This is a genomic window from Spirulina major PCC 6313 (genome assembly GCF_001890765.1).
Classification (GTDB): domain Bacteria; phylum Cyanobacteriota; class Cyanobacteriia; order Cyanobacteriales; family Spirulinaceae; genus Spirulina; species Spirulina major.
Genome location: NZ_KV878783.1, coordinates 1,041,070 through 1,064,833, shown reverse-complemented (window position 1 = coordinate 1,064,833; position 23,764 = coordinate 1,041,070). Strand labels below are relative to the sequence as shown.

Annotated in this window: 20 protein-coding genes; 13 read left to right on the top strand and 7 right to left on the bottom strand. The window is 55.4% G+C overall.

Annotated features, from left to right (window positions below):
* Positions 1-3: 3 nt before the first annotated feature.
* Positions 4-1,029 (bottom strand): hypothetical protein, encoded by a 1,026-nt coding sequence (locus tag SPI6313_RS04660; protein ID WP_072619951.1) that lies wholly within the window; start codon positions 1,027-1,029, stop codon positions 4-6.
* 109 nt (positions 1,030-1,138) lie between these two features.
* Positions 1,139-1,639: a hypothetical protein gene (locus SPI6313_RS04655; protein WP_139276530.1), complete on the bottom strand. Its 501-nt coding sequence runs from the start codon at positions 1,637-1,639 to the stop codon at positions 1,139-1,141.
* 410 nt (positions 1,640-2,049) lie between these two features.
* On the opposite strand from SPI6313_RS04655, the gene SPI6313_RS04650 reads away from it, so the two are divergent.
* The 6 genes from SPI6313_RS04650 (at position 2,050) to mdh (ending at position 10,398) form a co-directional block, all read left to right on the top strand.
* Entirely contained in the window at positions 2,050-2,748 is a 699-nt protein-coding gene (locus tag SPI6313_RS04650) for a Crp/Fnr family transcriptional regulator (RefSeq protein WP_072619949.1), read from the top strand.
* 94 nt (positions 2,749-2,842) lie between these two features.
* The gene (locus SPI6313_RS04645; protein ID WP_139276528.1) at positions 2,843-4,069 is read left to right on the top strand and encodes a hypothetical protein; all 1,227 of its coding nucleotides are present in this window, start codon (positions 2,843-2,845) and stop codon (positions 4,067-4,069) included.
* 15 nt (positions 4,070-4,084) lie between these two features.
* Positions 4,085-5,065 (top strand): pentapeptide repeat-containing protein, encoded by a 981-nt coding sequence (locus SPI6313_RS04640; RefSeq protein WP_072619947.1) that lies wholly within the window; start codon positions 4,085-4,087, stop codon positions 5,063-5,065.
* 141 nt (positions 5,066-5,206) lie between these two features.
* Positions 5,207-9,022 carry a CHAT domain-containing protein gene (locus SPI6313_RS04635; protein WP_072619946.1) on the top strand — a complete coding sequence of 1,272 codons (3,816 nt, stop codon included), beginning with the start codon at positions 5,207-5,209 and terminating at the stop codon, positions 9,020-9,022.
* A gap of 132 nt (positions 9,023-9,154) precedes the next feature.
* Entirely contained in the window at positions 9,155-9,373 is a 219-nt protein-coding gene (ndhO, locus tag SPI6313_RS04630; RefSeq protein ID WP_072619945.1) for an NAD(P)H-quinone oxidoreductase subunit O, read from the top strand.
* Between the two features lie 41 nt (positions 9,374-9,414).
* Entirely contained in the window at positions 9,415-10,398 is a 984-nt protein-coding gene (mdh, locus tag SPI6313_RS04625; RefSeq protein ID WP_072619944.1) for a malate dehydrogenase, read from the top strand.
* A 148-nt stretch (positions 10,399-10,546) separates the two neighbouring features.
* On the opposite strand, the gene SPI6313_RS04620 is transcribed toward mdh, so the two are convergent.
* The 4 genes from SPI6313_RS04620 to SPI6313_RS24685 form a co-directional block, all read right to left on the bottom strand.
* Entirely contained in the window at positions 10,547-12,370 is a 1,824-nt protein-coding gene (locus SPI6313_RS04620) for a GAF domain-containing sensor histidine kinase (protein ID WP_072619943.1), read from the bottom strand.
* A 171-nt stretch (positions 12,371-12,541) separates the two neighbouring features.
* On the bottom strand, positions 12,542-13,417 hold the full coding sequence (locus SPI6313_RS23345) for a hypothetical protein (RefSeq protein ID WP_072619942.1): 876 nt from the start codon (positions 13,415-13,417) through the stop codon (positions 12,542-12,544).
* A gap of 116 nt (positions 13,418-13,533) precedes the next feature.
* A complete protein-coding gene (locus SPI6313_RS04610; RefSeq protein ID WP_072619941.1) occupies positions 13,534-14,700 on the bottom strand; it encodes an RRXRR domain-containing protein in 1,167 nt (388 codons plus the stop codon).
* Positions 14,701-14,982: 282 nt separating this feature from the next.
* Positions 14,983-15,117 (bottom strand): hypothetical protein, encoded by a 135-nt coding sequence (locus SPI6313_RS24685; protein WP_281248356.1) that lies wholly within the window; start codon positions 15,115-15,117, stop codon positions 14,983-14,985.
* 24 nt (positions 15,118-15,141) lie between these two features.
* On the opposite strand from SPI6313_RS24685, the gene SPI6313_RS04605 reads away from it, so the two are divergent.
* The 5 genes from SPI6313_RS04605 (at position 15,142) to SPI6313_RS04585 (ending at position 21,339) form a co-directional block, all read left to right on the top strand.
* On the top strand, positions 15,142-16,272 hold the full coding sequence (locus SPI6313_RS04605) for a glycosyltransferase (RefSeq protein ID WP_072619940.1): 1,131 nt from the start codon (positions 15,142-15,144) through the stop codon (positions 16,270-16,272).
* A gap of 316 nt (positions 16,273-16,588) precedes the next feature.
* A complete protein-coding gene (locus SPI6313_RS04600) occupies positions 16,589-17,530 on the top strand; it encodes a CpaE/TadZ family protein (RefSeq protein ID WP_072619939.1) in 942 nt (313 codons plus the stop codon).
* Positions 17,531-17,536: 6 nt separating this feature from the next.
* Positions 17,537-18,865: an Npt1/Npt2 family nucleotide transporter gene (locus SPI6313_RS04595; RefSeq protein ID WP_072619938.1), complete on the top strand. Its 1,329-nt coding sequence runs from the start codon at positions 17,537-17,539 to the stop codon at positions 18,863-18,865.
* Between the two features lie 20 nt (positions 18,866-18,885).
* Entirely contained in the window at positions 18,886-20,004 is a 1,119-nt protein-coding gene (locus tag SPI6313_RS04590; RefSeq protein WP_072619937.1) for a HAMP domain-containing protein, read from the top strand.
* A 39-nt stretch (positions 20,005-20,043) separates the two neighbouring features.
* Complete coding sequence (locus SPI6313_RS04585; protein WP_139276522.1) at positions 20,044-21,339, top strand: ATP-grasp domain-containing protein; 1,296 nt, start codon at positions 20,044-20,046, stop codon at positions 21,337-21,339.
* Here SPI6313_RS04585 and SPI6313_RS04580 read toward each other — a convergent pair.
* Complete coding sequence (locus tag SPI6313_RS04580) at positions 21,331-21,981, bottom strand: phosphoribosylanthranilate isomerase (protein ID WP_072622999.1); 651 nt, start codon at positions 21,979-21,981, stop codon at positions 21,331-21,333. The genes SPI6313_RS04585 and SPI6313_RS04580 overlap by 9 nt on opposite strands.
* Positions 21,982-22,608: 627 nt before the next feature.
* On the opposite strand from SPI6313_RS04580, the gene psaK reads away from it, so the two are divergent.
* Together psaK and SPI6313_RS04570 are read left to right on the top strand one after the other, a co-directional pair.
* The gene (gene psaK / locus SPI6313_RS04575; protein ID WP_072619935.1) at positions 22,609-22,866 is read left to right on the top strand and encodes a photosystem I reaction center subunit PsaK; all 258 of its coding nucleotides are present in this window, start codon (positions 22,609-22,611) and stop codon (positions 22,864-22,866) included.
* Between the two features lie 430 nt (positions 22,867-23,296).
* Entirely contained in the window at positions 23,297-23,755 is a 459-nt protein-coding gene (locus tag SPI6313_RS04570; RefSeq protein ID WP_084668894.1) for an FHA domain-containing protein, read from the top strand.
* Positions 23,756-23,764: the final 9 nt, after the last annotated feature.

The window sequence follows — 23,764 nt, the reverse complement described above, 5'->3', positions numbered from 1 at the left end:
AGGCTAGCGGACAGATTGGGAGTAGGTGTCGAGGCGGAGGTCATTGCCGGAGAAGTAGAAGCGGTAGCGTGTGCCACGGGTGAGGCGTTCGGTGGTGAAGCTGCCGTCGGTTTTTTGGTATTGGATGGTGATCCAGTCGTCGGTGAGTTGGGTGTAGGCGTTGGGGAAAAGTTGGGTCATGCGGTTGTTGACGGAGAAGTTGATGGGCTGGCCGGTGAGGTTGTGGATGGCGGTGATGATGGTGGCGTTAGACGGGAAAAGTTCCGTTTCGAGAACGCGCCCATCGGGACAGCGGAGTTGACGGCGATCGCGCAAATCGGCACAGACATTGGTGGCCACACTGTCATTGGCACAGGCGCGATCTTCTCGCCAGGTTGCCGGTCGATCCACTGTGCGCAGATTCCGGTCAATGGTGGCGGTGAACTGGCCTGCATCAATCACCTCGCGGCGGTCTTTGATTTCATATTCAAAGATGTTTTCGCCGGGCAGAACGTGGAAAAAACGGCCGCTGTGGTCGGTGCCAAAGCGCATGTTGGTTTCTTCTGAAAGTCGCCCTTCCTCGTATTCACGATCGGTGTAGGGATAGGGGTCATCGTCGAGGCCGCGGGTAATGTTGCGAACCATGACGCGACGGCGGCGGGCGGTGGGGATTGCGTCGGAAAAGAAGCGGGCTTCGATGGTGGCGGTTTGTTCCCCTGGACAGTCGCCAAAATATTCCACTTCGTTGAGGGTGACTTGGTTGGGGGTACGAATACCGAGGAATTCCCAACCGAGGGCGGGGGGTGGCGGTTCAAGGTGCTCCGGTTCGCTCACTGCTGGGGGTTCGGGGTCGGCCATGGTGGGGATATTGAGGGGGGAGGGGTATTGAGCGATCGCGCCCCCACCGACGAGAATCACCACCACCGTCAAGAGGCTGAGGCTGAGGAGTAAGAAGCGTTTCAAGGGCTTTAAATGATTGTTCATCATGAGGATCGCAACGGTGGGTAAGGTTTCAAGGCAGTTCAGGTGTGATGGATACCGAATCACCATCGGCACGTTTAGGACAGCGCGATGCTTGGATCAGGGCTTGGATCAGGATGTGTGGGTTAACGAAGCTGCGTGATGGTGAAAGGTTCCCTGGCATTCCGTAATTTTACGGTTAGCGGATCAACGATGGTGCATCTTTATATCTATAACTTCTCTGGATGAAATGATGAGCGATCGCCATCAGTCCCCAACGGGCTTGGGCGAGGAGACGCGCCTCCCCCCAGATGCGGTGATCTTGGTAGTAGTCGAGGCTGGCTTGGCAGAGGGTTAAACGAGCCGTTGGGGGGAGAGGAGGGGAGGCGAGGCGATCGCCAAAATCCAACAACGCCGCGATCCACTCGGCATCCGCTGCGGTGAGGGCCGACCAGGGCAACGGCGGCGTGAGGTCATACTCTCGCCGGGCGAGGATGAAGAGGTCTGACCAGCGTTGCAACGTATATTGTACTGAAATTTCTAATCCTAAATACTCCGCCCTCTGGCCAGGCTGCAACTCTGGCCAGGCTTCAGCATAGCGTTGGCTTAACCAGTCTGCGATCGCCGCCGAACTCCAGACCCAATCGAGGCTGAGGGGGGCTTCTCCCGGTTGCCAGCCACTCACTTCACAAATATTCAAAACGAGAGTTTGGGGTTGATGATTCCATCGTTTGGCCCATTGACGAACCAATGAGCTTCGATATCGAATCGGATTCGGTTGTCTAACCCGATACACTGGTAATGTATCTGCGACTGGGATCGGAGTTGAATGAACAACTTGAGCCAGAGTATCGACTAAGTCGTTTTGGAGTTGCTGTTTAAGCGAAACATGCAGCGGAACTCCCAAAGCATCCTCCTTCTTGAGGTTCAGGTGTATATCTTAATTAAATTCTGTTGTCCGGATTGCCCAAGGGCGAACCAAGGCAGAATCTTAACTATGCTTCAGTTGTCATTGTGTTGTCCCTGTACACTACTCTTCGGGGTTGGTTGCACCTCATACATCTGTGATCAATTCGTTCGCTTTTCTCACTATCACCGTTCCGAAAATTCATGTCAGTACCTGTTACCCTAACCGAAATTGAGTGTCCTTCTATTCCATGGGAGTTGCTCTGTAACTGGGCCACAACACATTACCGCGATCGCATTTTTACCCGCGACGAAATGATTCCCGCCCGTCCGGGGCTGCTCTATCTTGTCCAGCAGGGGGCCATTCGCTTGATGGGTAGTGCCCAGCCAACCACAGGCAACCGAGTGATTGCGGATAGCGAACCGGAAGAGACGTTTTTAGGGTTTGTGCGGGCAGGATTGCCCTTTGAATTTGTTGCCCATGCGCCGTTTAATTTTCAGGCCTATGCCCATGTGGACAACACCAAAGTGATTTGGCTCTATTGGCAAGATCTAGAACGGTGGCCCGATATTCAGCGCGAGGTGTTGACGGCGTTTCGCTACCAACATCAGCGCAAACTTCTATGGTTGAGCACCCTGGGCCAACGTCGCACGATCGATCGCCTGATCGGGGTATTGACTCTGTTGATGGAGGAATGTGGTGAGCCGTGGGAAAGTGGCTATCGGTTGCCCTTTGTCTTGACCCATGCCCATTTAGGGAGTGCGATCGGTTCGACGCGGGTGACGGTGACGCGGTTGATGGGGCGGTTGCGGGAGCATGGGCAGATTGTGATCGTCGATGATAATTTAATTGCCATGCCTCAACTCGAACCCTCGACGGCTGGTTTGGCTTCAGAAGACTAGGGGGAATTCCGGGGGCTGTGTGGGTTGCATCACCCCTAATCTCGTGGGAGTTGATCTAGGATAAGTTGGGTGTTATGTGAATGAGGTGGGTCGAATGGTATCGGTACAATCTTCGCTAGAGACGATCGCGCAATCCCTAACACATCATGGGAATGCGTTGCGCATCCGCAAATTGATGTTTTGCGCCTGTACTCAACGCTGGGAACACGATCGCGCCTTGATCGAAAACATTGCGATCGCCGGTTTGATCAAAGATCTCTACAATCAATACCCCAACTTTGATGCCTTGACCCAAGCCCTGTTTGCGGTGGTGAAGCAACTCAATCGCAAAAGCGAATATTCCCGCCTCGCGGAAACCATTCTCGACACCCTCCACCCCCTCTATCAAACCTTAGCCGACGAGGGCGATACGGCCTTCGGCTCCGAAGCGAGCACAAATTTCACCCCCGACACGACCCAGTTTTCACCCCTGCCATCCCTGGCCCGACCGGTTGAGGGGGACGAAACGTTAATGAAAGCGATCGCCCATAACCTCAGCCATACCGATCAAAACCTGCGGATTCGGAAAATGCTGTGGTGCTTAAACTACAACGAATGGCAAAGCGAGCCTCAGGTTTTGTTTAACCTCGATCTCCCCCAACTGTTAGGGCAACTGCACCACGACTATCCCACCCTCGAAGACATCCACAGCGCGTTACACCATGTCGCGAATCATGTCAGCCGTCCCTCAGAATATCAAGCGATCGCCGCCATCATTGTCCAGCACATGAGTCCGCTGTACCAAGCCACCCCCGCCCCGGCCTCCGACCCCACCGTTAACCAGGCCGATAATGCCACTCAGGTCATGATCCAAACGACGCTGTCTCCCCCGGATTGGGACGATCTTTCCGAACTGCCGAACCTGGACTTTTTGGCCGACACTCCCGGCATCACCACTGCCTACGAGTTACAGTCCAGCACCAACTTCACCCCCGCCACCCCGCCCCGCGCATTGCAATCCCCCGCCCTCAAGCAACCCCAGTACGATCGCTACATGGTGCGCTTAGAGGTGATGAAATACGCGAATCCGTTGCGGGCGAAGATTTTGGCATATTCGACGGTGCATCATAAGTTTGAGCATGGGGGCCATGAATGGTCAAACCTGCGCACGGAACCCTTTGATGATCTGCTTTGGGCGCTCTACGATGCCTATCCGATCTGGGATCGACTGGTGAAATTACTCTGTCAGACAGCGGAACAACTAGACGCGCCCGATGAAAGTATGCAGGCCGCCGAAGCGATCGCCAAAGCCCTCAAGCCCTTCTATTCCCCCACCTTTTAAGACCTCAGAACCCTATTGTGCGATCGCTACGCCGCCGGTGAAACCGAATTTGCCCGCGCCAACCTCAGCGGCTTCAACCTCACCAACGCCGACCTAATCGGGATTAACCTCACCCAAGCCGACCTCCACGGCGCGACCTTGCTCTTCGCCTACCTCAGCCGTGCCCAACTGCGCAAAGCCAACCTCACCGGCACTAAACTGAGCGGGGCCAACCTCAACCAAGCCAGCCTCACCAGTGCCAGCCTCCACAATGCCGACCTCCACGGGGCCAGCCTCCAAGGGGCCGACCTGCGCAATGCGGACATCACCCTCGCCACCCTCCTTGATGCCAACTTGATCGAAGCGGACTTACGGGGCACAAACCTGAGCGGCGCAAACCTGACGGGGGCTTGTCTACGGGGGGCCAACCTCCGCGAAGAGCGGCGCATCTATAGTTCCAGTTTGACCGGGGCGATTCTCTGTAATGTGGACTTGCAAGGGGCCAATTTGAAAGGGGCCGATTTACCCAAGGCGAATATGAGCGGGGCGAATTTGCGGGAGGTGAATTTTCGCAATGCAGACTTAAGCGGGGCGGATTTGAGCGGGGCAGACTTGAGCGGGGCGTTTTTGTCTGAGGCGAATCTCAGCGGTGTGGATTTCACTGGGGCGATCTTGAAACAGACGCGGATGGAGCGGGTCTTGATGCCGGAGGCGCAGTTAAGCCAAGCCAATTTAGAAGGGGCGTTGTTGATCGATGCGCGGATGGCCAAGACGGATCTGTCGGGGGCGAATTTAACGGGGGTGCGCCTCAATCGCTCGGATCTCAGTCGGGCGAATTTAAAAAATGCGAACCTGACGGAAGCGGAACTAATTGAAACCTACTGTGCGCGCACCAATATGACGGGGGTGAATTTAACGCGGGCGAATTTGGTGCGGGCGGAACTGAGTACGGCGACGCTAACCTGGGTGGAATGGACGGGGGCGACGATGCCCGATGGCAGCCAATATCAGGCTTAGGCTGGGCGGATTGTAATGTTTTTTTGTGATTAAAGTTAAAGACAATCAGGGTGCGAGATACTGAGGCAATCAGTGTCCATCTTTCGCATTCGCAATCGAATTAACAAGACAAGATTAATTAGATAATTTTTAACGATAAAAATGCAATTAGCGCGTTTTTACTCCAGTGCGATCGCGCTGATATTGTGGGGTGTGCCTTTACCGAGGGCGATCGCGCAATCCATCATTCCCGCCACCGATGGCACCGGCACTCAGGTTCAGTTTCACGACCAAACCTATACAATTACCGGTGGTCAGACTTCCGCAGACGGGATAAATTTGTTCCACAGTCTACAGCGTTTCGGGCTGGACTCCGGAGAAATCGCTACGTTTGTGGGGACGGCGGAACTACGGAATATTTTGGCGCGGGTAGTGGGGGGGAGTCCGTCCCAGATTGATGGGCTGATCCAGGTCTTGGGCGGTCGTCCGCATCTGTACCTGATGAATCCGGCGGGGTTATTGTTCGGCGCGGGGGCGCGGCTCAATGTGCCGGGGGATTTTATCGCGACGACGGCGACGGGGATCGGGTTTGGCAATGGCCAATGGTTCGATGCGATCGGGGCGGCGGACTATGGGCAGTTGGGGGGCGATCCGAATCAATTCGCGTTTGACTTGACCCAGGGGGGTGCGATCATTAACGCGGGGGATTTACAGGTTAATCCGGGTCAGCAGTTGGGGTTAATCGGCACGACGGTGATCAATACCGGGACGCTGACGGCATCAGGGGGGGAGATTACGATCGCATCCGTTCCCCACAGCAGCCTGATCCGCCTGTCCCAACCGGGCCACCTCCTCAGCCTCGAACTCACCCCACCCCGCACCCCCAGCGGCGACATTCTCGCGATCGCTCCCCTAGATCTCCCCACCCTCCTCACCGGGGCCTCGGATCTCGATCTCGGCATGACGGCCACCCCCAACACCGTCACCCTCAGGGCCACGGGCCAACCCTTCAGCCTCGATCCGGCGCTGGCGATTGTGTCCGGTCGTTTGGATGTGCGCGATCGCATTGGGGGGGCGATCCAAGTTTGGGGCGATCGCGTCGGTCTCTTCGGGGCGGATCTGGATGCGTCGGGAGACTTTGGCGGCGGCAGGATTCGCGTTGGGGGTGACGATCGCGGCTTGGGGCCGCTGCCAACGGCACAATTTACGGCGGTGGATGCGGCGAGTATGTTAAACGTCACTGCCCATCACCAGGGCGACGGGGGCAGCGCGATCGTTTGGGCGGATGACACAACCCAGTTTTTCGGGCAGATTGAGGCCGAGGGGGGAACTTTCGGCGGCGATGGGGGGTTTGTGGAGGTGAGCGGCTATCAAACCTTGGTGTTTGATGGGCAGGTGAGCGCGATCGCCCCCCTCGGAACTGTCGGCACACTCCTCCTCGACCCGTCGATTATCACCATCGTTGCAGGCAGCACCACCGCCCCAGCAGAATTAGGGAACAATAACCCCTTGATTTGGGGTGGGGGACGGCTAGACCCCCAAGAAGACAGCGGCGCTCAACAGATTGGTGTGGATAATCTGCGCACCCTCTTACTCGCCAACGATCTCACCCTGGAAGTCTCCGATGAAATTATTTGGGAGGCGGGAGCCAGCTTAGATACAACGGGATTTGGGGCGAATCGTACCTTAACCCTCCGGGCGGATAATGACATCACGTTGAACGGGAATCCCATCACTGCCGGGGGCAATCCGTTAAATCTCGTGTTGCGATCGAACACAGATAACGGTACGCGGGGCGATATCAATACCCAAGACATCACCACCAACGGCGGCAACCTCACCATTGATAACAATAACCGCATTACCTTGGGCAACGTCACCACCAACGGCGGCGCGATTACCATGACCTTGCCCAGGGTGCAAAACATTGCGGCGGGTATTCTCGATAGTTCGAGCGGGGCGACGGGGGGAAATGTGACGCTGACGGGAGAGGGTGATATTACCGTAGCGGCGATTAATGCCCAAGGTGGTACGGGGGCCGGGGGCGCGGTGCTGATCACCTCCCGTAAGCAGTTGGAAGTGACGGGTACGTTTACGGCTCAGGATGGTTTGACGGCAAGCATTAGCGCGATCGGCAGTAGTCCCGGTTCGGTGACGATCGCTTACGAAACCGGGCAGGCGAATCCAACATTCACCCTAGGATCTGGGGTGACAAAAAGTGGCACGGCGGGCGCGATTACGACGGGCGATCGCACCCTCCTCCCCAATCAAACCTTTGCGGGTCGTAACATCGGCTCGATCAACATCTACGCCGATACTCCCGTCCTTCTCGAACCCCCACCCACCACCAACCCGGACCCCGTCCCGACGGCTCCCACCGCACCGGCCCCGGCAGCAACGCCCCCCACAGCCCCCAACCTGACCGCCATCAGCCCCAACGATCTCACCCCCGCCGCCAACACCCCCAGCAGCAGTGATGTGATGGTGGCCGCTGGCGGTGGGGGCGGTTCGTCTCAAATGAGCGCGGTTTCGTTTGCCACCGCAGAGCAATCCTTTACAGCCTCGTTTAATGCCTACTTTGCGTCGGGGTCAGGGGATGCGGCCGGTGCGATCGCATCCGGTGGGTCTTCCTCCGGTTCCTCCCCCGTGGCGGCGGCGAGCTTTAATGCCACCAACGGGAGCGAGGCGGGCATCGGGGGACGGAGTAACGCAGACGGAGACAGTGCAACCCAGGCAGGCGGCGATACCAGTGCCTTTAGTGGGTTAAACACGAGTAACAGGGATGGCAATGGGGATGGCAATGATGGGGACGAATCAGCCGCTGAAACGGTGATGACCCTGGCGGAAGCTCAGGCCAGTTTGCGCAATGTGGAAGCGGCGACGGGGGTGAAACCGGCCTTGCTCTATGGGTTGTTTGTGCCGCCGATTGGGACGCGGGTTGAACCCCAAGATACGGATCAGCTTTATGTGATGTTGGTGTTGCCCACGGGTGATCCGATTGTGCGGGCCATCCCGGCGACACGACAAATGGTGTTGCGGGTGGCGGGGCAGTTTCGGCGATCGGTGCAGTCGCTGGAACATCAGGCGTATCTGCGTCCGGCGCAACAACTCCATCGCTGGCTGATTGAACCGGTGGTGGCGGATATTGAGGCGGCGGAGATTCATCACCTAACGTTTTTATTGGATGATGGGCTGCGATCGCTCCCCGTGGCCGCGTTTCACAATGGCGATCGCTTTTTAATTGAAGACTATAGCCTCAGCCTCATGCCCAGCATGGCGTTAAGCGATTTAAGTTACGTCAGAATCAATGGTTTAGGGTTGTTGGCGATGGGGGCCGAAACGTTCGACGATCACGAGGCCCTCCCGGCAGCAGGCACAGAGGTGGAACTCTTGACGAGTGAACTCTGGCAGGGCACATCCCTAAAAAATGAAGACTTCACCAGCGATGCCCTCAAATCCACCCGTCAACGCACCCCCTACGGCATGATTCACCTCGCCACCCACGGTAATTTCAGCCCCGGCACGCCCCAAGACTCCTACATTCAACTGGGTAATGAACGGCTGGGGTTGGATGAACTGCGCCAACTGGGGTTAAACGATCCACCGGTGGAATTGATGGTGTTGAGTGCCTGCCAGACGGCCCTAGGGGATACGGAGGCGGAATTGGGGTTTGCGGGGTTGGCGGTGCTGGCGGGGGTGAAGACGGCGGTGGGTAGCCTGTGGCAGATTAGCGACCTGGGGACGTTGGGCTTTATGACGAGCTTTTATAGCCAGTTGCAAACCGCCTCGATTAAAGCCGAAGCCCTCCGTCAGGCCCAGTTAACCCTACTGCGCGACCGGGTGCAATCCCAGGACGGACAGTTACAGGTGGGCGATCGCACCGTCCCCCTCCCCGCTGCCCTCGTGGAGAGTGAAGGCGCAAGTTTCACCCATCCGTACTACTGGAGCACCTTCACGATGATCGGCACGCCGTGGTAATTCCGCCACACCCCGGCCTGTGCCACAATGAACAAGGGCAGGCACTGACGCTCCAAGGGCTGATGGCGGCCCAACGGTCAGAATCCGATCTGATCCTGAATCCACCCTGAACCGTACACACAAGGAAAATCTATGGCAGGCAAAATTAAACGGGGTTCTCTCGTCCGCGCTGTGCGTGACGCATTGGTCGGCAGTCTCGAAGCGACTGCGAGTGATGCTCGCTTCCCGTCCTATCTTTTTGAGAGTAAAGGGGAAGTGGTGGAACTCGAAGGCGACTACGCTTTTGTGAAATTTTACGTGCCCACCCCTGGCATGTGGTTAAAGGTGGAACAGTTGGAATTGGCCGAATAGCGGCGCGGGGGGAATTGCCCCCAATCGTATTTCCTTGAGGAATGAACACCATGGAGAGTCTAGGGTCGGAGTCGTTGCGATCGCATCTCCCCTGGCCACGTGTGGCCGTGATTGGCGCGGGTCGCGTCGGGAGCACCCTCGCCCAGCGTCTGGTGGAAAATCAGATCGCGGATGTGGTTTTGCTCGATGTGGTGGAAGGGTTGCCCCAAGGCATCGCCCTCGATCTGATGCAAGCCCAAGGCCTCGAAGGCCATGGCTGCACCCTAATCGGCACCAATGACTACGGCGACACCCAAAATGCTGATGTGGTGGTGATTACGGCAGGGTTTCCCCGTCGGCCCGGCATGGATCGGGATGACCTCCTCAGCAGCAATACCCAGATTGTCACCACGGCGGCCAAGGCAGCGATCGCCCAATCCCCCAACGCGCTCCTGCTGGTGATCACCAATCCCCTCGATGTGATGACCTACGCCGCTTGGCACGCCACCCAACTCCCCCCCCAGCGGGTAATAGGGATGGCGGGGATGCTGGATTCAGCACGGCTGCAACAGTTCATTGCCCAGGCTTTAAACGTGGCCAGTTGTGATGTGCAAACGCTGGTACTCGGTGGCCATGGCGATTTAATGCTGCCCCTGGCGCGGTACTGCACCGTGCGCGGCGTTCCCCTGACGGAATTGCTGCCCAGCGATCGCATCCAGACCCTAATTGAACGCACCCGCCACGGTGGCGCGGAACTCGTGAAGCTCTATCAAACCGGCAGCGCCTTCTATGCCCCGGCCTCGGCTGCGGCGCTCATGGTGAAGGCGATCGCCCAACCCACCCCCCACCTGATGCCAGCGTCGGCCTATCTCGACGGTGAATACGGCATCCGCGACCTGTTCGTCGGTGTCCCCTGCTGGCTCAACCACACCGGCATCACCCAAATCCTGGAACTTGACCTCACCGAGGCCGAACTCCTCGCCCTCCAAGCCTCCGCCGTTGCCATTCGCAACAACGTTAAACAGATTCTGCACCACATCCCCTGAGCCAGCGAGGAAGCTGGTTGACTGACAAAATTAGCCAGATCCCGGAACGCCCTCTCCCTAGGGAAGAGGGAACTGGAAAAATGGATCGGCTCCCCTCGCCCTCTGGGCGAGGGGTTGGAGGTGAGGGCGATCAAGTCAGTCAACCAGGTTAGCTGGATACCGGCGGGTCGGAGGTAAAGGAATTCGGGGTGGGCGTAATCGGTAGCGAGAGGGTAAAACAGGTTTTGCCAAGCGCCTCATCCGTTGCCAATTGGCTTTGGACGGCAATTTCGCCGCCGAGATGTTTCACCAAACTTTTCACCAACGCCAAACCCAACCCCGTCCCGGCGATGCCCTGCTGGGTCACCCCTTGGCCCCGCATAAATTTATCAAAAATACGTGCTTGATCCGCTTCAGAAATGCCTGCACCATAGTTAGATACATCAATCACAATTTGATCCTGTTCAAAGCCCATTTCAATATCAACGGTGGTGTTGGCGGCGGAATATTTCCCCGCATTGGTGAGCAATTCATTGATCACTCGTTCTAACCCTTCAGGATGGGAGCAGACGATAAACGGAGTGGTGGAGGGGAAAACATTAACCCGCAGTTTTTTGCTCCGCCACCGTTGTTCAAAGGCTTCAATTAAGGGCTTGAGAAATTCGACTAAATCGAGGTCTTGCAGGGAAATGAGGAGGGATTGAGATTCGGATTGCTGGAGTTTTAAGAGATTTTGAATGAGGTCATATTCTCGTTGCCATTCCTGTTCGAGGAGGTCGAGATAGCGGCTTTTGCGTTCGGGGGTGAGTTGGGGTTGGCGGAGAATTTTGATCGCCACTTTCATACTGGTTAAGGGGGTGCGGAGTTCGTGGCTAACGGAGTCGAGAAATTCATCTTTGAGTTCGATCAGTTGGCGGAGTTGTTCAACTTGTTGGCGGGTTTTTTCGTAGAGGCGGGCTTGGACTTCGAGGCTGCCTTTGAGTTGGGCGGTGCGTTTATCAACGAGGAGTTTGACTTGTTTGAGGGTGTTGTGATGGATGATCGAGGTGCTGACTTGGGTGCTGACCCAGCGCAACATGGCGAGGTCGGCACTGGTCCAATGGTGGCGTTGGGTTTGCTGGAAGCCAATGAAGCCAAGGACGAGGCGTTTGCTTTCGTTGCCTTGGGAGGAGCCGAGGAGGGGGAGGAGAAGGAGGGTGGGGAAGGCAGACCAGTTGAGGAAGGTGTCGGTGGAGGAGGGCATTGGGGTGCGATCGCGATGGAAAAAGACCGAAGCATGGGGGGCGTTGTGCCAGGCTTCGAGACAGATTGGGTCATCGGGCAAATTCCATGCTTTCACGGCGGCGATCGCCGGAATTGTCTGATTGAGTTGCCACCGACTGACAATGCTGCCGGTGGCTTGGCGAAAGGGTTCGCGGGCCAGGGGGTTTTTATATTTCAAGAGCATCACAAAGCTGCGATCGATCTTCAAAAATTGCCCCAATTCCGACAGGGTGACCTGAAAGAGATCATCTACATCGTCAGTTTTGCGAATGGCTTCACAGAGTTGCTCAAAAAGTTCGTGGATGTTGTGTTGCCAGTGAAGTTGCGTTTGGAGTTGCAGGTGCGAGAGGGCGATCGCCACCATGTTGAAGAGCGTCACCTGTTGATCCGCCGGTAACGGCAACTGCCAATCGGGGGCTTGATGGGCAAATCGCACCACCCCCCCGGCATTGAGGGGCAGTTCTTGAATCGTTGCATAGGGACGCTGCACGCTGGGATTCCGTTGGCGCAATTGTTGATAGGCAGCATCGGAGATCGCGATCGCCGGATCGCACCAATAGCCCTCAAGACCGGCTTGGCGATCGTGGGGCGGCAGTAATAAACAGGCTTGGGCGGTTAACTGTTGACCCAAAACCTGAGCAATTTGGTCAAGTTGTTGCTCCGGCTCTTGGGTCGTGCTCAATTGCTGGAGAATGACCTGACCCAGTTGTTGCACATCAAATCTTGTCATTACGTTTATCCCATGTTCCCCTGTAAAGTATGCCCAATGGATCGATCTTTAGATTCCCTAGGGCGCATTCCGCCACCTCAGTGAATTTACTGGAATCCAAGTCCTACTGTTATACTGTATCTCCCTAACAAGCCCATGGCATTTCGGCACAGGTTGGGGAATCTGTGGGGGTTAGTTGTTCGGTTGACGGGTGGTGGCTTCGTCTTGGGCAACTTGGCTGTAGCGTTCGTAGGTGACGGCGCGTTCTTGGGCCAGGGGATAGCGGGGATGATCGGGGGGGACGGCCTTCATCAGGTTCGCTGCCACTTGCCACTGTTCCGCTAAGGTTGCCCACTGGCTCGCCGTTTCGGCCGTTTGACCCGCCCGCGACATTTGCTCAGCCAGACGCACCGCCGCCGCAAAGGGATCATTGTCATTCGCTGGGGTGGGGCTGGGGGAGACGAGGATGGTGGTGGGGGTGGGGCTGGGTGGGGCGGCGACGGGGGTTGAGGGGGGCGTTGCGGTGGTGGAGATGGGTTGCGATCGCCAATACTGATAGCCCAACCCCGCCGCAAAACTCACCCCACAAAGAATCACCAACCCGATACTATTGCGCAGCATCGGCGGCAGACCGGAGCGCATCACCGGCACATTCAACGCCACTGGGGGTTTTGGGGATGGGGGCAGCGAGGACGGCGTGAGTCCGCGCTGCAATCGCCGCCACAAATTCGGACGCTGCAATACAATTTCTTCTGACCAGAGCAGATGGCTGTCGGGATTTTTTGCCATGTCTTCGAGCCACATCAATTGCTGTTCCTGGGCAATGCGACTACAAATATTCACCCGCCGAATATGGCGCGGTTCAATGCCTTCGAGAATTTCGCGAATTTTGGGCACAAGGGTTGCTTGTTCAAGCTGAAGATCTGTCCCGGCTTCGCACAGCATTTGCAAAACGCCATCTGCCAAAACTGCTCGCGTTCTAACCCCGCGTTCGATCAGTGCTTCATTCAAAATCTGAATGATCGCGGCAATGCTGCCCTGCTGCGCTTGTGTAATCACATCATCCATTCGCTGGTTCTACCTTCTGCACAATGGTTTATTTGTTTGCCCAGTGTTTCTGACTTCATCAAAAACTCCTTGTGGAAACCCCCACCTCGCACCGCAGGTGGGGGAGGAAACAAGCGTCAGGCAGCGGGGTTAAATGCCCCACTGACTGACAATCTCTGCGGGCAACTGACCAAAATACCCGTGGCGCGATAGAGTAGCTCAACCTTGGCAGCACTAAACTGCCCAATACGCTTCCAAGTGAACTCAGAAACAGAAACTTGCCGAGTCGTATCCCCACTCACATAGCCCACCGAGACGCGACCTGCCATCTCAGCCCGCACTAGATCCCCCTTCCGGAATCCATGGCGGGTTACTGTGCCCCCATATTTGCGGCGTAGACCCTTTTTACGGGGAACCATGAGGTGCAGTTGCCTGCGACTGATGGGTGGCCGTTTAATCACCACAAATGGGGCAGATGTAATCTTAACCTCTCCAAACCAAAGATAACCGTGACTGCGTTTCCGGTGGAAGGGACGATACTCGATGAAATATCCACAGGCTAAAGCGATACCATCTACCGCATGGGTTTGGGGAATTTGTTCTGCTTTGTCCTGAGACTTCTTCAATCCCAGGGTAGAGCGAAGTTGAGCGGTGCCATTGCCATCCTGCTGCCACCCGTAGCGAGTGTAGACGGGGGCAATCTGCTCCATTTTCTCAATGGCGTAGGCTTGCCCCACCATGACCGGAGAGAAACTTTGCCCAGATTTTGCTCCCTTTCGACCTGAGGTTAAGTCCACGTCGGCGCGAACTTTCTCGTAGCCAATGGTGGCAATGGGGAATAGTTGGGACAACTCCTGAACAACTCGAAACTCTAGGTCTCGGTTGGCTCGGATACTGGGGGGCACTTTCTGCTGTTTACGGTTGTTAAATCGCTTTTGGCGATGATTTCGTAGCTGGAAGGGTAACTCTCGATTAATCCGCCGACTGCGGCGAGAACGCCGTAGCATTCTGCGATGATCCATCCGTTCACGCACCCTGGGGTAGGGGAGTTCTAGGTGGGACTGGAATAATGTCGCTTGAGCGGATTGAACGGCAATCCCTGAATAGAGTTTGCCGGGATCGAGCCCGACCACGATGGGCTGGGTATTACGACCCGATGGCTCCGCTTTTAGGCGCACTGCCTTGATCCGTAGATTGGTTTTCACCCATGTAGCTCTGCCCTGCGCTACCCACCGTTGAGCGCGACTACTCTTAGTGGGCATGGCAGGAGTACCATCAGGGTTTTGGACTGGGATGCGTTGCATGGAAGATAATTCCAAAACTACAGGTCTCTTCAGCCAGTGAGTACGGTGTTTCTGGGCTGAACCCACTCCCTGAGATTCCAGGGCCTTACAAATAATCCGATTTAGAGAAGCAACCGGAAGTGTTGCCGTACTAACCTTGGTGGCCTATTCGCAGCTACGACCGGGTTATCTCCGGTCACTCCCCCACCTCGGCGGATGCCAGGTGGGGGTCATTGAACATCCCTCACTCTATCATTGACCTCCTCTCCCACCTAAGCCTGTCAGCAATGACTCAGAGTCCTGTCACCCTGGGGCGGTTGCTAAACAGTCTGGGGTTGAGTCCGGCGGCCCTTCCTGAGGGCCGCCGGGACGGTGCGATCGCACCGCTAAAAAAATGTTCCAGGGGCGAAACAAGATGAAATAATAGCAGCTAGCCATCCAAACCATGACTCTGAACCCTGTATGCGCATTGCCCTCTTTACCGAAACCTTTTTACCCAAAATTGATGGGATCGTCACTCGTCTGCGCCACACGATCGACCACCTCCAGCGATCCGGTGATGAGGTGTTGATTTTCTGCCCCGATGGCGGCTTAAAAGAGCATAAAGGGGCAAAAATTGAGGGACTTTCGGCGTTTCCGCTGCCGATGTATCCAGAGTTGAAAATCGCGCTGCCTCGCCCCACCATCCGCCAGTCCCTCGAAGACTTTCAACCGGATCTAATCCATGTGGTCAATCCCGCTGTGCTGGGCTTGGCGGGGATTTACTACGCCAAACTTTTAAATCTTCCCCTCGTTGCCTCCTACCACACCCACCTGCCCCAATACCTCCATCACTACGGCTTTGGTGCCTTAGAAGGCCTCTTTTGGGAACTGCTGAAAGCGGGCCACAACCAAGCCCAACTCAACCTCTGCACCTCTAGCGCGATGGTGAACGAACTCACCAGCCACGGCATTGAACGGGTGCAACTGTGGCAGCGGGGCGTAGATACGGAGATGTTTCAGCCGAGTTTAGCGACGGTGAAAATGCGCGATCGCCTCTCCGGCGGCCACCCCGACAGCCCCCTCCTGCTCTACGTCGGTCGCGTCTCCCCGGAAAAAGAGATCGAAACCATCAAGCCCGTCCTCGAAGCAATTCCCGCTGCGCGTTTAGCGATCGTCGGCGATGGCCCCCATCGCGCCACCCTCGAAACCCATTTCGCCGGAACCGCCACCCACTTCGTCGGCTACCTCCAAGGCATGGAACTCGCCTCCGCCTTTGCCTCCGCCGATGCCTTTATTTTCCCCTCCCGCACCGAAACCCTCGGCCTCGTCCTCCTCGAAGCAATGGCGGCAGGCTGCCCCGTCGTCGCGGCCAATTCCGGCGGCATTCCCGACATTGTCACCGATGGCGAAAACGGCTATCTCTTCGACCCGGCTGATCCCCACGGAGCAATCACCGCCACCCAGCGCCTCCTCGCAGCCAGCACTGAGCGGGAACATCTACGGGCACAAGCTCGCGCTGAAGCAGAGCGTTGGGGCTGGGCAGCGGCAACCCGACAGTTGCAACAGTATTATCATGGCGTTGTCTCCGGAGCGTCTCTCTCTGCCGCCTAGCTACGGCTTATACATAACGTGCCAGTGTTCACCTCGTCTGTGTTTGATCCCCCTCAATCCCCCTTAAAAAAGGGGAAGTAGACAGGTTTTTCTCCTTGTTAGGGAAGAAGTAGACAGGTTTTTCTCCTTTTTAAGAGGGGCAGGGGGATCGAGCGAGGATGTCCATTCTTGAGATGGGTTTGTGTCTACGCCGTAGCGGCCACTTCGGGCATCGGCTCCATTGCATTACGGGAGATTGTCCGGGGCATATCTCACGAAAACCGGGAGGCTCGTTTGTTATGATTGCGATGATCCCACGTTTCTGCTCTGTCGGCCTATGTCTATCCTGATCGCGGTTCACTCGTTTCGACATGGCATCGGCAAAACGACCTGCTTGGTGAATTTAGCGATGATGATGGCCCAGAATGGTTATCATACGGGGATCATTGACCAACCGGCGGAGCAGTCGATCCAGGCGCGTTTCCCCGCCGATGCGACAATTCTAGACACCTTGCATCTGCTAGATCCGCTACCGCACCCGCTGCCGAATCTCGAACGTCTCAGTCAACATCTCAATGGCTATTCAACGCCGTCCCCCCTAGATTATCTGTGGGTGGAGTTGAATAGCCCGTTGGATCAAGAGACCCTGCCGATTTTGGCTCTGTGCGATATGGTGCTGTTTGTGTCGGGGATTGATGAGCATGATTTTCAACAAACGGCGATCGCTGTTGATGTCGCTCGTCAATTGGAAGTCCCCCAAATCCTCCTGGTGATTAACCAAGCCCCCCATGCGATTTCCTTTCACGCCCTCAGCGCCCAAGTGCAACAAATCTATCGTCCAGATGCGATCGCCATTCTGCCCTGGACTGCCGAAATCGCCACTCTCGGCCCCCATGAAACCCTCTGCACCCACCTCACCCATCACCCCATTTATCAAAATCTCACCACCCTCAGCCAAGCGATCAGCACCCTTTCAATCACCTCCACCGTTACCCCCCTACGCCTCAGTTTTTTTGATCTCCTTCAACTGCCGGATCAACATCGAACCTTCCTCAGTTGGTTGATTCGGCAGCGATCGGCCCCCTTCCATGCCGTTATGGATCACATGCAAATGACCCCCAATGACACCACCCAATTCATCAACAGTTTGGTACAGCAGGGCCTGATCACCCCCAAACCCCACGCCCAAGAAATTCATTACCATCCCTGTTTTGTCATGAAATCGGGCCGTCACACTCGTAAACGATCACAATCAGGGCTTTTTGATGATCTTGTCTAGTCACGTATGGTGAATCAATTTTTAAACCGAGTTTGGAATTTGCGGGCTGGCGAGTTGGGCCTCGTGCTCACCCTAGGGTTTATCCTGTCGGGCAATGCCTTTGCGCAAAAAATGTCAGAAATTACGTCCTTGAGTAATTTTCTCAGTGTGACGGGTGCTCCCCAGTTTCTGATCTTAATCGTGCTCAGTAACACCATTTCCATCGCCCTGACGGCCCTTCAGGTACTTTTCATTGACAATTTTGATCGCGATCGCCTCATTGCCTGGGTCGCCGCTGGCCTGGGCGGGGCCTTTCTCGTGCTCCGGATTTCCTTTTGGGTCGGGATGCCGTCCTGGTTAAACTACTCCCTGTTTTATCTAATCTCAGAACAGCAATATCTCTTTTTCCCCACCGTCTTTTGGCTCCTCGCCAACGATGTGCTCAACATTTCCCAGAGCAAACGCATTTTTTCCACCCTGGCCAGTTGGGGATTTTTCGGGAATTTTCTCGGCATTGGCGTGGCGATCGCTCAACCCACCCTCAGCCGCCTCACCCAGGCCCGCAGCGAAGACCTCCTCCTCCTCAACGTCCTGCTCTACATCGGCATCCTCCTGATCATCAAATTTTCCCACTTCACCATCCGCCGCACCCGACAAAACCCCGAAACCCTCCAAGAAACCCTCAACGAAGGCTGGGAATTTGTCCGCGAAGTCCCCGCCTTTCGCTATCTCACCCTCGCCATCTTGGCCATGAGCTTCTGTGAAATCGTCATGGAATTTAACTTCTACGATCAATCCAAAAGCTTTTTCGCAAACAGCGGCAACTATCAAATGTTTCTCGGCGGGTTTGCCTTCCTGCGGATGTTTGCCCTCATGCTTCTCCAGGGCCTCGGCACATCCCAAATCATCAAACACCTCAGCCTCAAACGCATCTTTTTTATCCTGCCCCTCTGTAACCTTGCGGGTCTCACCCTCCTCACCACCCTCACCACCCTCACCACCAGCACCATCGCCCTCACCCTCCAAAAACTCGCCCAATACGGCATTGACGACACCGCCCGCAAATCCTTCCAAGGCCTCGTCCCCGAAGAACGGCGCGGCCGCGTCAGCCTCTTTATGGACAATTATTTAATTGCGATCGGGTCGATCGTCGGGGCCTTGATCACCGGCGGCATGGTGTTGATCGGACGGAAAATAGGGTTGCCTTTTCTTTATACTGGAATAGCGATCGCCGTCTCAGGTCTTGCATTTTGGGCTGTCTTACAAATGAATAACGTCTACGACACCAGTATGCTCAATTGGCGACTCAAACGCCGTCAGCGCAACCGGAGTGTCCTCGACAAACTTGACTTTTAGTAGACCGCCGCAGTGAAGCCATGACCGCCATCCCATCATCCGCAACCCCCCGATTTTTAAGCCTGCGCTGGAAAATCATGGTCGGGTTTACCCTCGTATTTGCCCTCGTTTTTTCAGGATCATATTATTGGTTTTATCGCTTCACCACCACCCGCGCCATCGAACGCTTAAAAGCCGATTTACGCAACACCACAGAAGGAGCGGTCGAGGGCGTTGATGTGCCGGAATTGTTGCAACTCTATCAAGTCGGAAAACGCAACTCCACAGGCTATTCCGATGCCCCCGCCTATCAAAACCAAATGGACTGGTTTGAGACCGTCCACCGCCTTGAACCCCGCGTCTATCCCTATAGCTTTATTCTCGGTGACCCTAAGACCAATCGCCGCATTGGTGAAATCAAAGACGAAGCCACTGATCTAGAAATCATCTATCTTGTGGATTCATTATGGAAATACAACCCCGATCGCGCCCTTCTTTTCCTGGATTCTGACACCCCTTCGGAGGCTTCCCGGCGCACCTTTGAAGAAGGAGTCTTAACCGAACGCGATCTATACAACGATGAATGGGGCAGTTGGATTTCGGCCTACGCTCCCCTCAAAGATAAAGACGGCACGATTATTGGGGTGTTGGGGGTGGATATTGAAGCGGATTATGTGTATAGTTTGCAACGTCAAATCCAAAATAGTTTTGTCATTGCCTTTGTGGTGACCTATGGCTCGTTGTTTATTTTGATCTATGGGGTGTCTGATATTCTCACGAAGCCGATTATTGCGTTAACGGATGTGAGTAATGCGATCGGAGAAGGGGACTACGATCGCGATTTAAAACAATTTCATAATGCTCGCTTTCCGGATGAAATTGGCCGCTTGGCGGTGGTCTTTGAATTGATGGTGAGTAAGGTTCGGAAACGGGAAGAAAAACTCAAGGAACAGGTTGCCGAACTGAAGATCGAAATTGACGAAGTTAAACGCAATAAACAGGTAAAAGAAATTGTTGACTCTGACTTTTTTCAAGACCTCCAAAAGAAAGCGCAGGAAATTCGCAGCCGTCGCCGCAATAGTGCCGCTCAACCCGTAGATACTGACCCCAAAACGACGGAATCTGATCCCTCAGGCTCTTCTGAATTGTCCTCGGATTAAGGTGCTGTAATGAATTGCGCTGCGAATGATTCCACTTCCATGATGACTCCTGCTCCAAATTCCGATGCTTTGGCGACGGTGGTGATTAGTAATGCCTGTGAAGCCTATGGTGAGTTTTTGGCCACCTGTGATCCGTTGTTGGTGGCGGGGGTGCAGGCGGCGGGGGAACGGTGTTTATGGTGGTGGGGCGATCGCAAACTTGTCCTGCTTGAACGGCCGATCACCCCCTCCCCCATGGTGGCCCGCTTAGGCTATCACCACACCGAAATCCTCGCCCCGCCCGACCCAACGACGCGGATTTGTGATGCGATCGCATCTTCCCCCGACCTGTTTCAGCGTGTTCTTGCCTACATTGGCGATCGCCCCGTTCAACTCATCCCCTACAGCACCACCCCCGCCCTGCTGCGGTTCGCCGCCGCCCTCCGCGCCCAATCCCTCACCGTTTTTCTGCCTGAAAGTCCCCGCGATCGCACCCTTTCTGACCAAATTGAACAAAAAATTGGCCTCCGTACCTGGCTCGCCGCCCACTGCCCGCATCTCCTCGACCAAATGCCCCCCGGCATCCCCTGCACCACCCCCGCCCAAGCCCAAACCGCGATCCACACCCTCACCGCCCAAGGTCATGACGTGATCCTTAAACCCAATACCGGTTTCCTCGGCTTTGGCCATCTGCGGGGCCAAGCCGCCATCCTCTCCCACCTTGCCGACAGCCCCAAAACCCCACCTCTCCCCTGGATTGTGGAAGCCTGCATTCCCTCGGCTCAATCCCTTTCCCCCTCTGCTGAATTTGTCATTCCTCCCTTGGGCGGGGGTCAACCGCGCTTAACCCAAGTGGGGCAGCAGGTGTTTCGCGGTGCAGGTCGCTATTGTGGGGAATTGTTGAGCCGACAGTCTCACACTCAACCCTGGTACGCCCCCTTGGTGGCAGCCGGGTTCGAGATTGCCCACCACCTCCAAGCCCAGGGCTATCAGGGCCATTTTGATCTCGACAGTATTGTGGCCGATAGTGGGGAATTGTATTTGCTTGAGGTGAATGCGCGGCGCACGGGGGGGACGCATTTAGATGATCTGGGGCGGTGGTTGTGGGGGGAGAATTATTTGGCAACTTGGGTGCTGCTTAGTGTGGCGGGGGCGGACAGTGGTGCGGTGCGATCGCTCCCACAGTTATGGGAACGGTTAACGCCGTGGCTGTATCCGCGTTCTGACGCAGGTGGCGGGGTGATTGTGACCCATACGGCTCAGGTTGATCAGGGACGGTGGGGCTATGCGATCGCCGCCCAATCCGAAGAGGACGCGATCGCCATCCAAACCCAAATCCAAACCGCCCTAGGGTGAATCATCCCGGCGGCTCCCGTGGCGCACTGCTTGGATTAACTGCCGGACGCGATCGAGGTCTTTGTCACCGGGCGATCGCTCCACCCCACTCGACACATCCACCCCATCGGGACGGAGTTGCGCGATCGCCGTCGTCACATTCTCCGGCGTTAAGCCCCCCGCCAACCACCACGGACAGGGAGGCGCGAAGGTTTGTAAACTTCCCCAATCGAGGGTGTGTCCTGTGCCGCCGTAGAGGTGGGGGTGATAGGCATCGAGTAACAGGGCATCTACGCGGGGCAAATAGGCGGATAAGGTGGTTAAGGTTTCCGGCGATCGCACCCGCACCGCCTTCCAAATCGTCACCGAGGGGTAAACCTGACGCAGTTGCCGACAAAATTCCGGTGATTCGTCCCCGTGGAGTTGCACCCCCGTTAACTTGCCCACCGTCACCCCGTGGCCAATCTCCCCTAGGGCAGCATTGACAAACACTCCAATCCGCTCAATGTCCGGGGGGATGGTCTGGGCGATCGCTTGGATTTGGGCGGGGGTGACGTAGCGGGGCGAGGCTGCAACACAGATAAAACCCAGGGCATCGGCTCCTAGATGCGCGATCGCTTCCCCCTGTTCAGGCTGCATAATGCCACAGATTTTAATCCGGATTTGCTTCGCCATGGTGTATTTTTGTCCCCAACCCTGATGTTAAAGATTTGTATCCAAGGGTTTCATTTTATTACTAAAGATCGCACCTATCCAGCGATCGCGACCGATTCTGCGTATAGTTTCCACAGTTTACAAAAATAGTGCGGGAGTCTGAAAGCCCCGTCAATTGATTGCGGGGATGAAAGACGACACGAGCGACTTAAGTCGCCCTCCTTGGGACAGTCGTGTTAGGCTGATTATCTTGGATTTCAAACGTCCAGGAACTATCACAAGGCTAAAAACCGACAGGCCTGGAAGCATTTAAGGGTAAGCAGGCAGCGTAATGAGTGGGCGGATTGCCTACTGCGTCATCCAATCTAACGATTTGGTCGCCTAGGAAGACTTGAAGGTGAAAGGGTTAGTCTGCGATCGGCATCAGGCTGAGTCGATAGTGAAGCGGGTTTGTATGCTGCGCCTAGGACTAACTACCGTGGGGCACACGGGAAGTTATACGCTTGGGGAGATTAGACCTCTGGCGGGGTTGGAGCAATCCGGCTCGGTTAAGTCCGGTCGATGAACCAAGAATCTCCGTCGCTGTCTTCGCGGGGAGTGTCAAGCTGTCTCAACGATTACAAACGGACGATTTAAATGATGCCTATTTTATTGACGGCCACCACCATTACTTGGAATACCAACGTTGCCTTGACGATGATTTTATGTAACGTTTTAGCGATCGCGATTGGCCGCTTTGCGATCAAAAATCCGGGTCAAGGCCCCTCCCTACCCACCAGCAAACCCGGTCTTTGGAATAACTTTGGGTTTCCTGAACTCTTAGCCACCGCTAGTTTTGGGCATATTCTCGGAGCCGGTTTAATCCTCGGCCTGGCCAATGCTGGCGTGCTCTAACGCCTGACCTTCGGCGGTGCGATCGCCCACCTCAGAGCATCACCATTCGTTCCAGAATGGGGTGCTCTGGTTTTTGTGGGTGGGGGGAGGTAGCACCTCATCAGAATCGGACAAATTCACAGTAAGATGGGGAAGTAATCTAACACCATGCTTTGACTCCATCAAACTTTAGTGTCATCCTAAACCCATTGATGCCGTTGCTAAACGTTAGATTCTCACCACTGAGTCATCCTTCACCGGTAAACTTTAATCCCGTTATTCTTCTCAATCTGTTCTTGCCATCGTTGGCGTTAGCCATTTCGTCCCGAAATCCGAACAATGTCTGTGAAGCCGGATTAGCGTATGATTCGATGAGCATCACAAGTTATCCACAGATGGGGTGAGCAGAGTAAACTTGGAACTTAGGATGTTAAGCACTTGGACCAGCTCTATGAACTCCAATGCCCCCGAAGAGTTAAAAGATAACCCGAATGCCGAGGTGAACCTTTCCACAGCCGTCATTATTTTAACCTTGCTCCATCCTCTTCAGGCTGTCCCTGTACAGAGTTGGACATTTGATCCTGAAACCGTGATCCGCATTGGTCGATCCACGGATAATGAAGTCATTCTCTACAGTGCTGTTGTTTCTCGACATCATGTGGAAATTCGCCCCAGTAGCGATGCAGGCTGGGAAGTTGTCAATCTAGGGGCCAACGGAACCTATATTGACGGCAAGCGAATCACTAAAATTCCGGTGTCCGATGGCATTATTATTCGCCTTGCGAGTTCTGGCCCTCAAATCCAAATCCGCATCGAAGAGGGCGAATTTGATGAACAAGGACGGCGACGTGCTAAACGCCCCCTGCCCCCCTTGGGTGAAGACAAGTCTAAAGATACTTTGATCACCTAGACTACACCG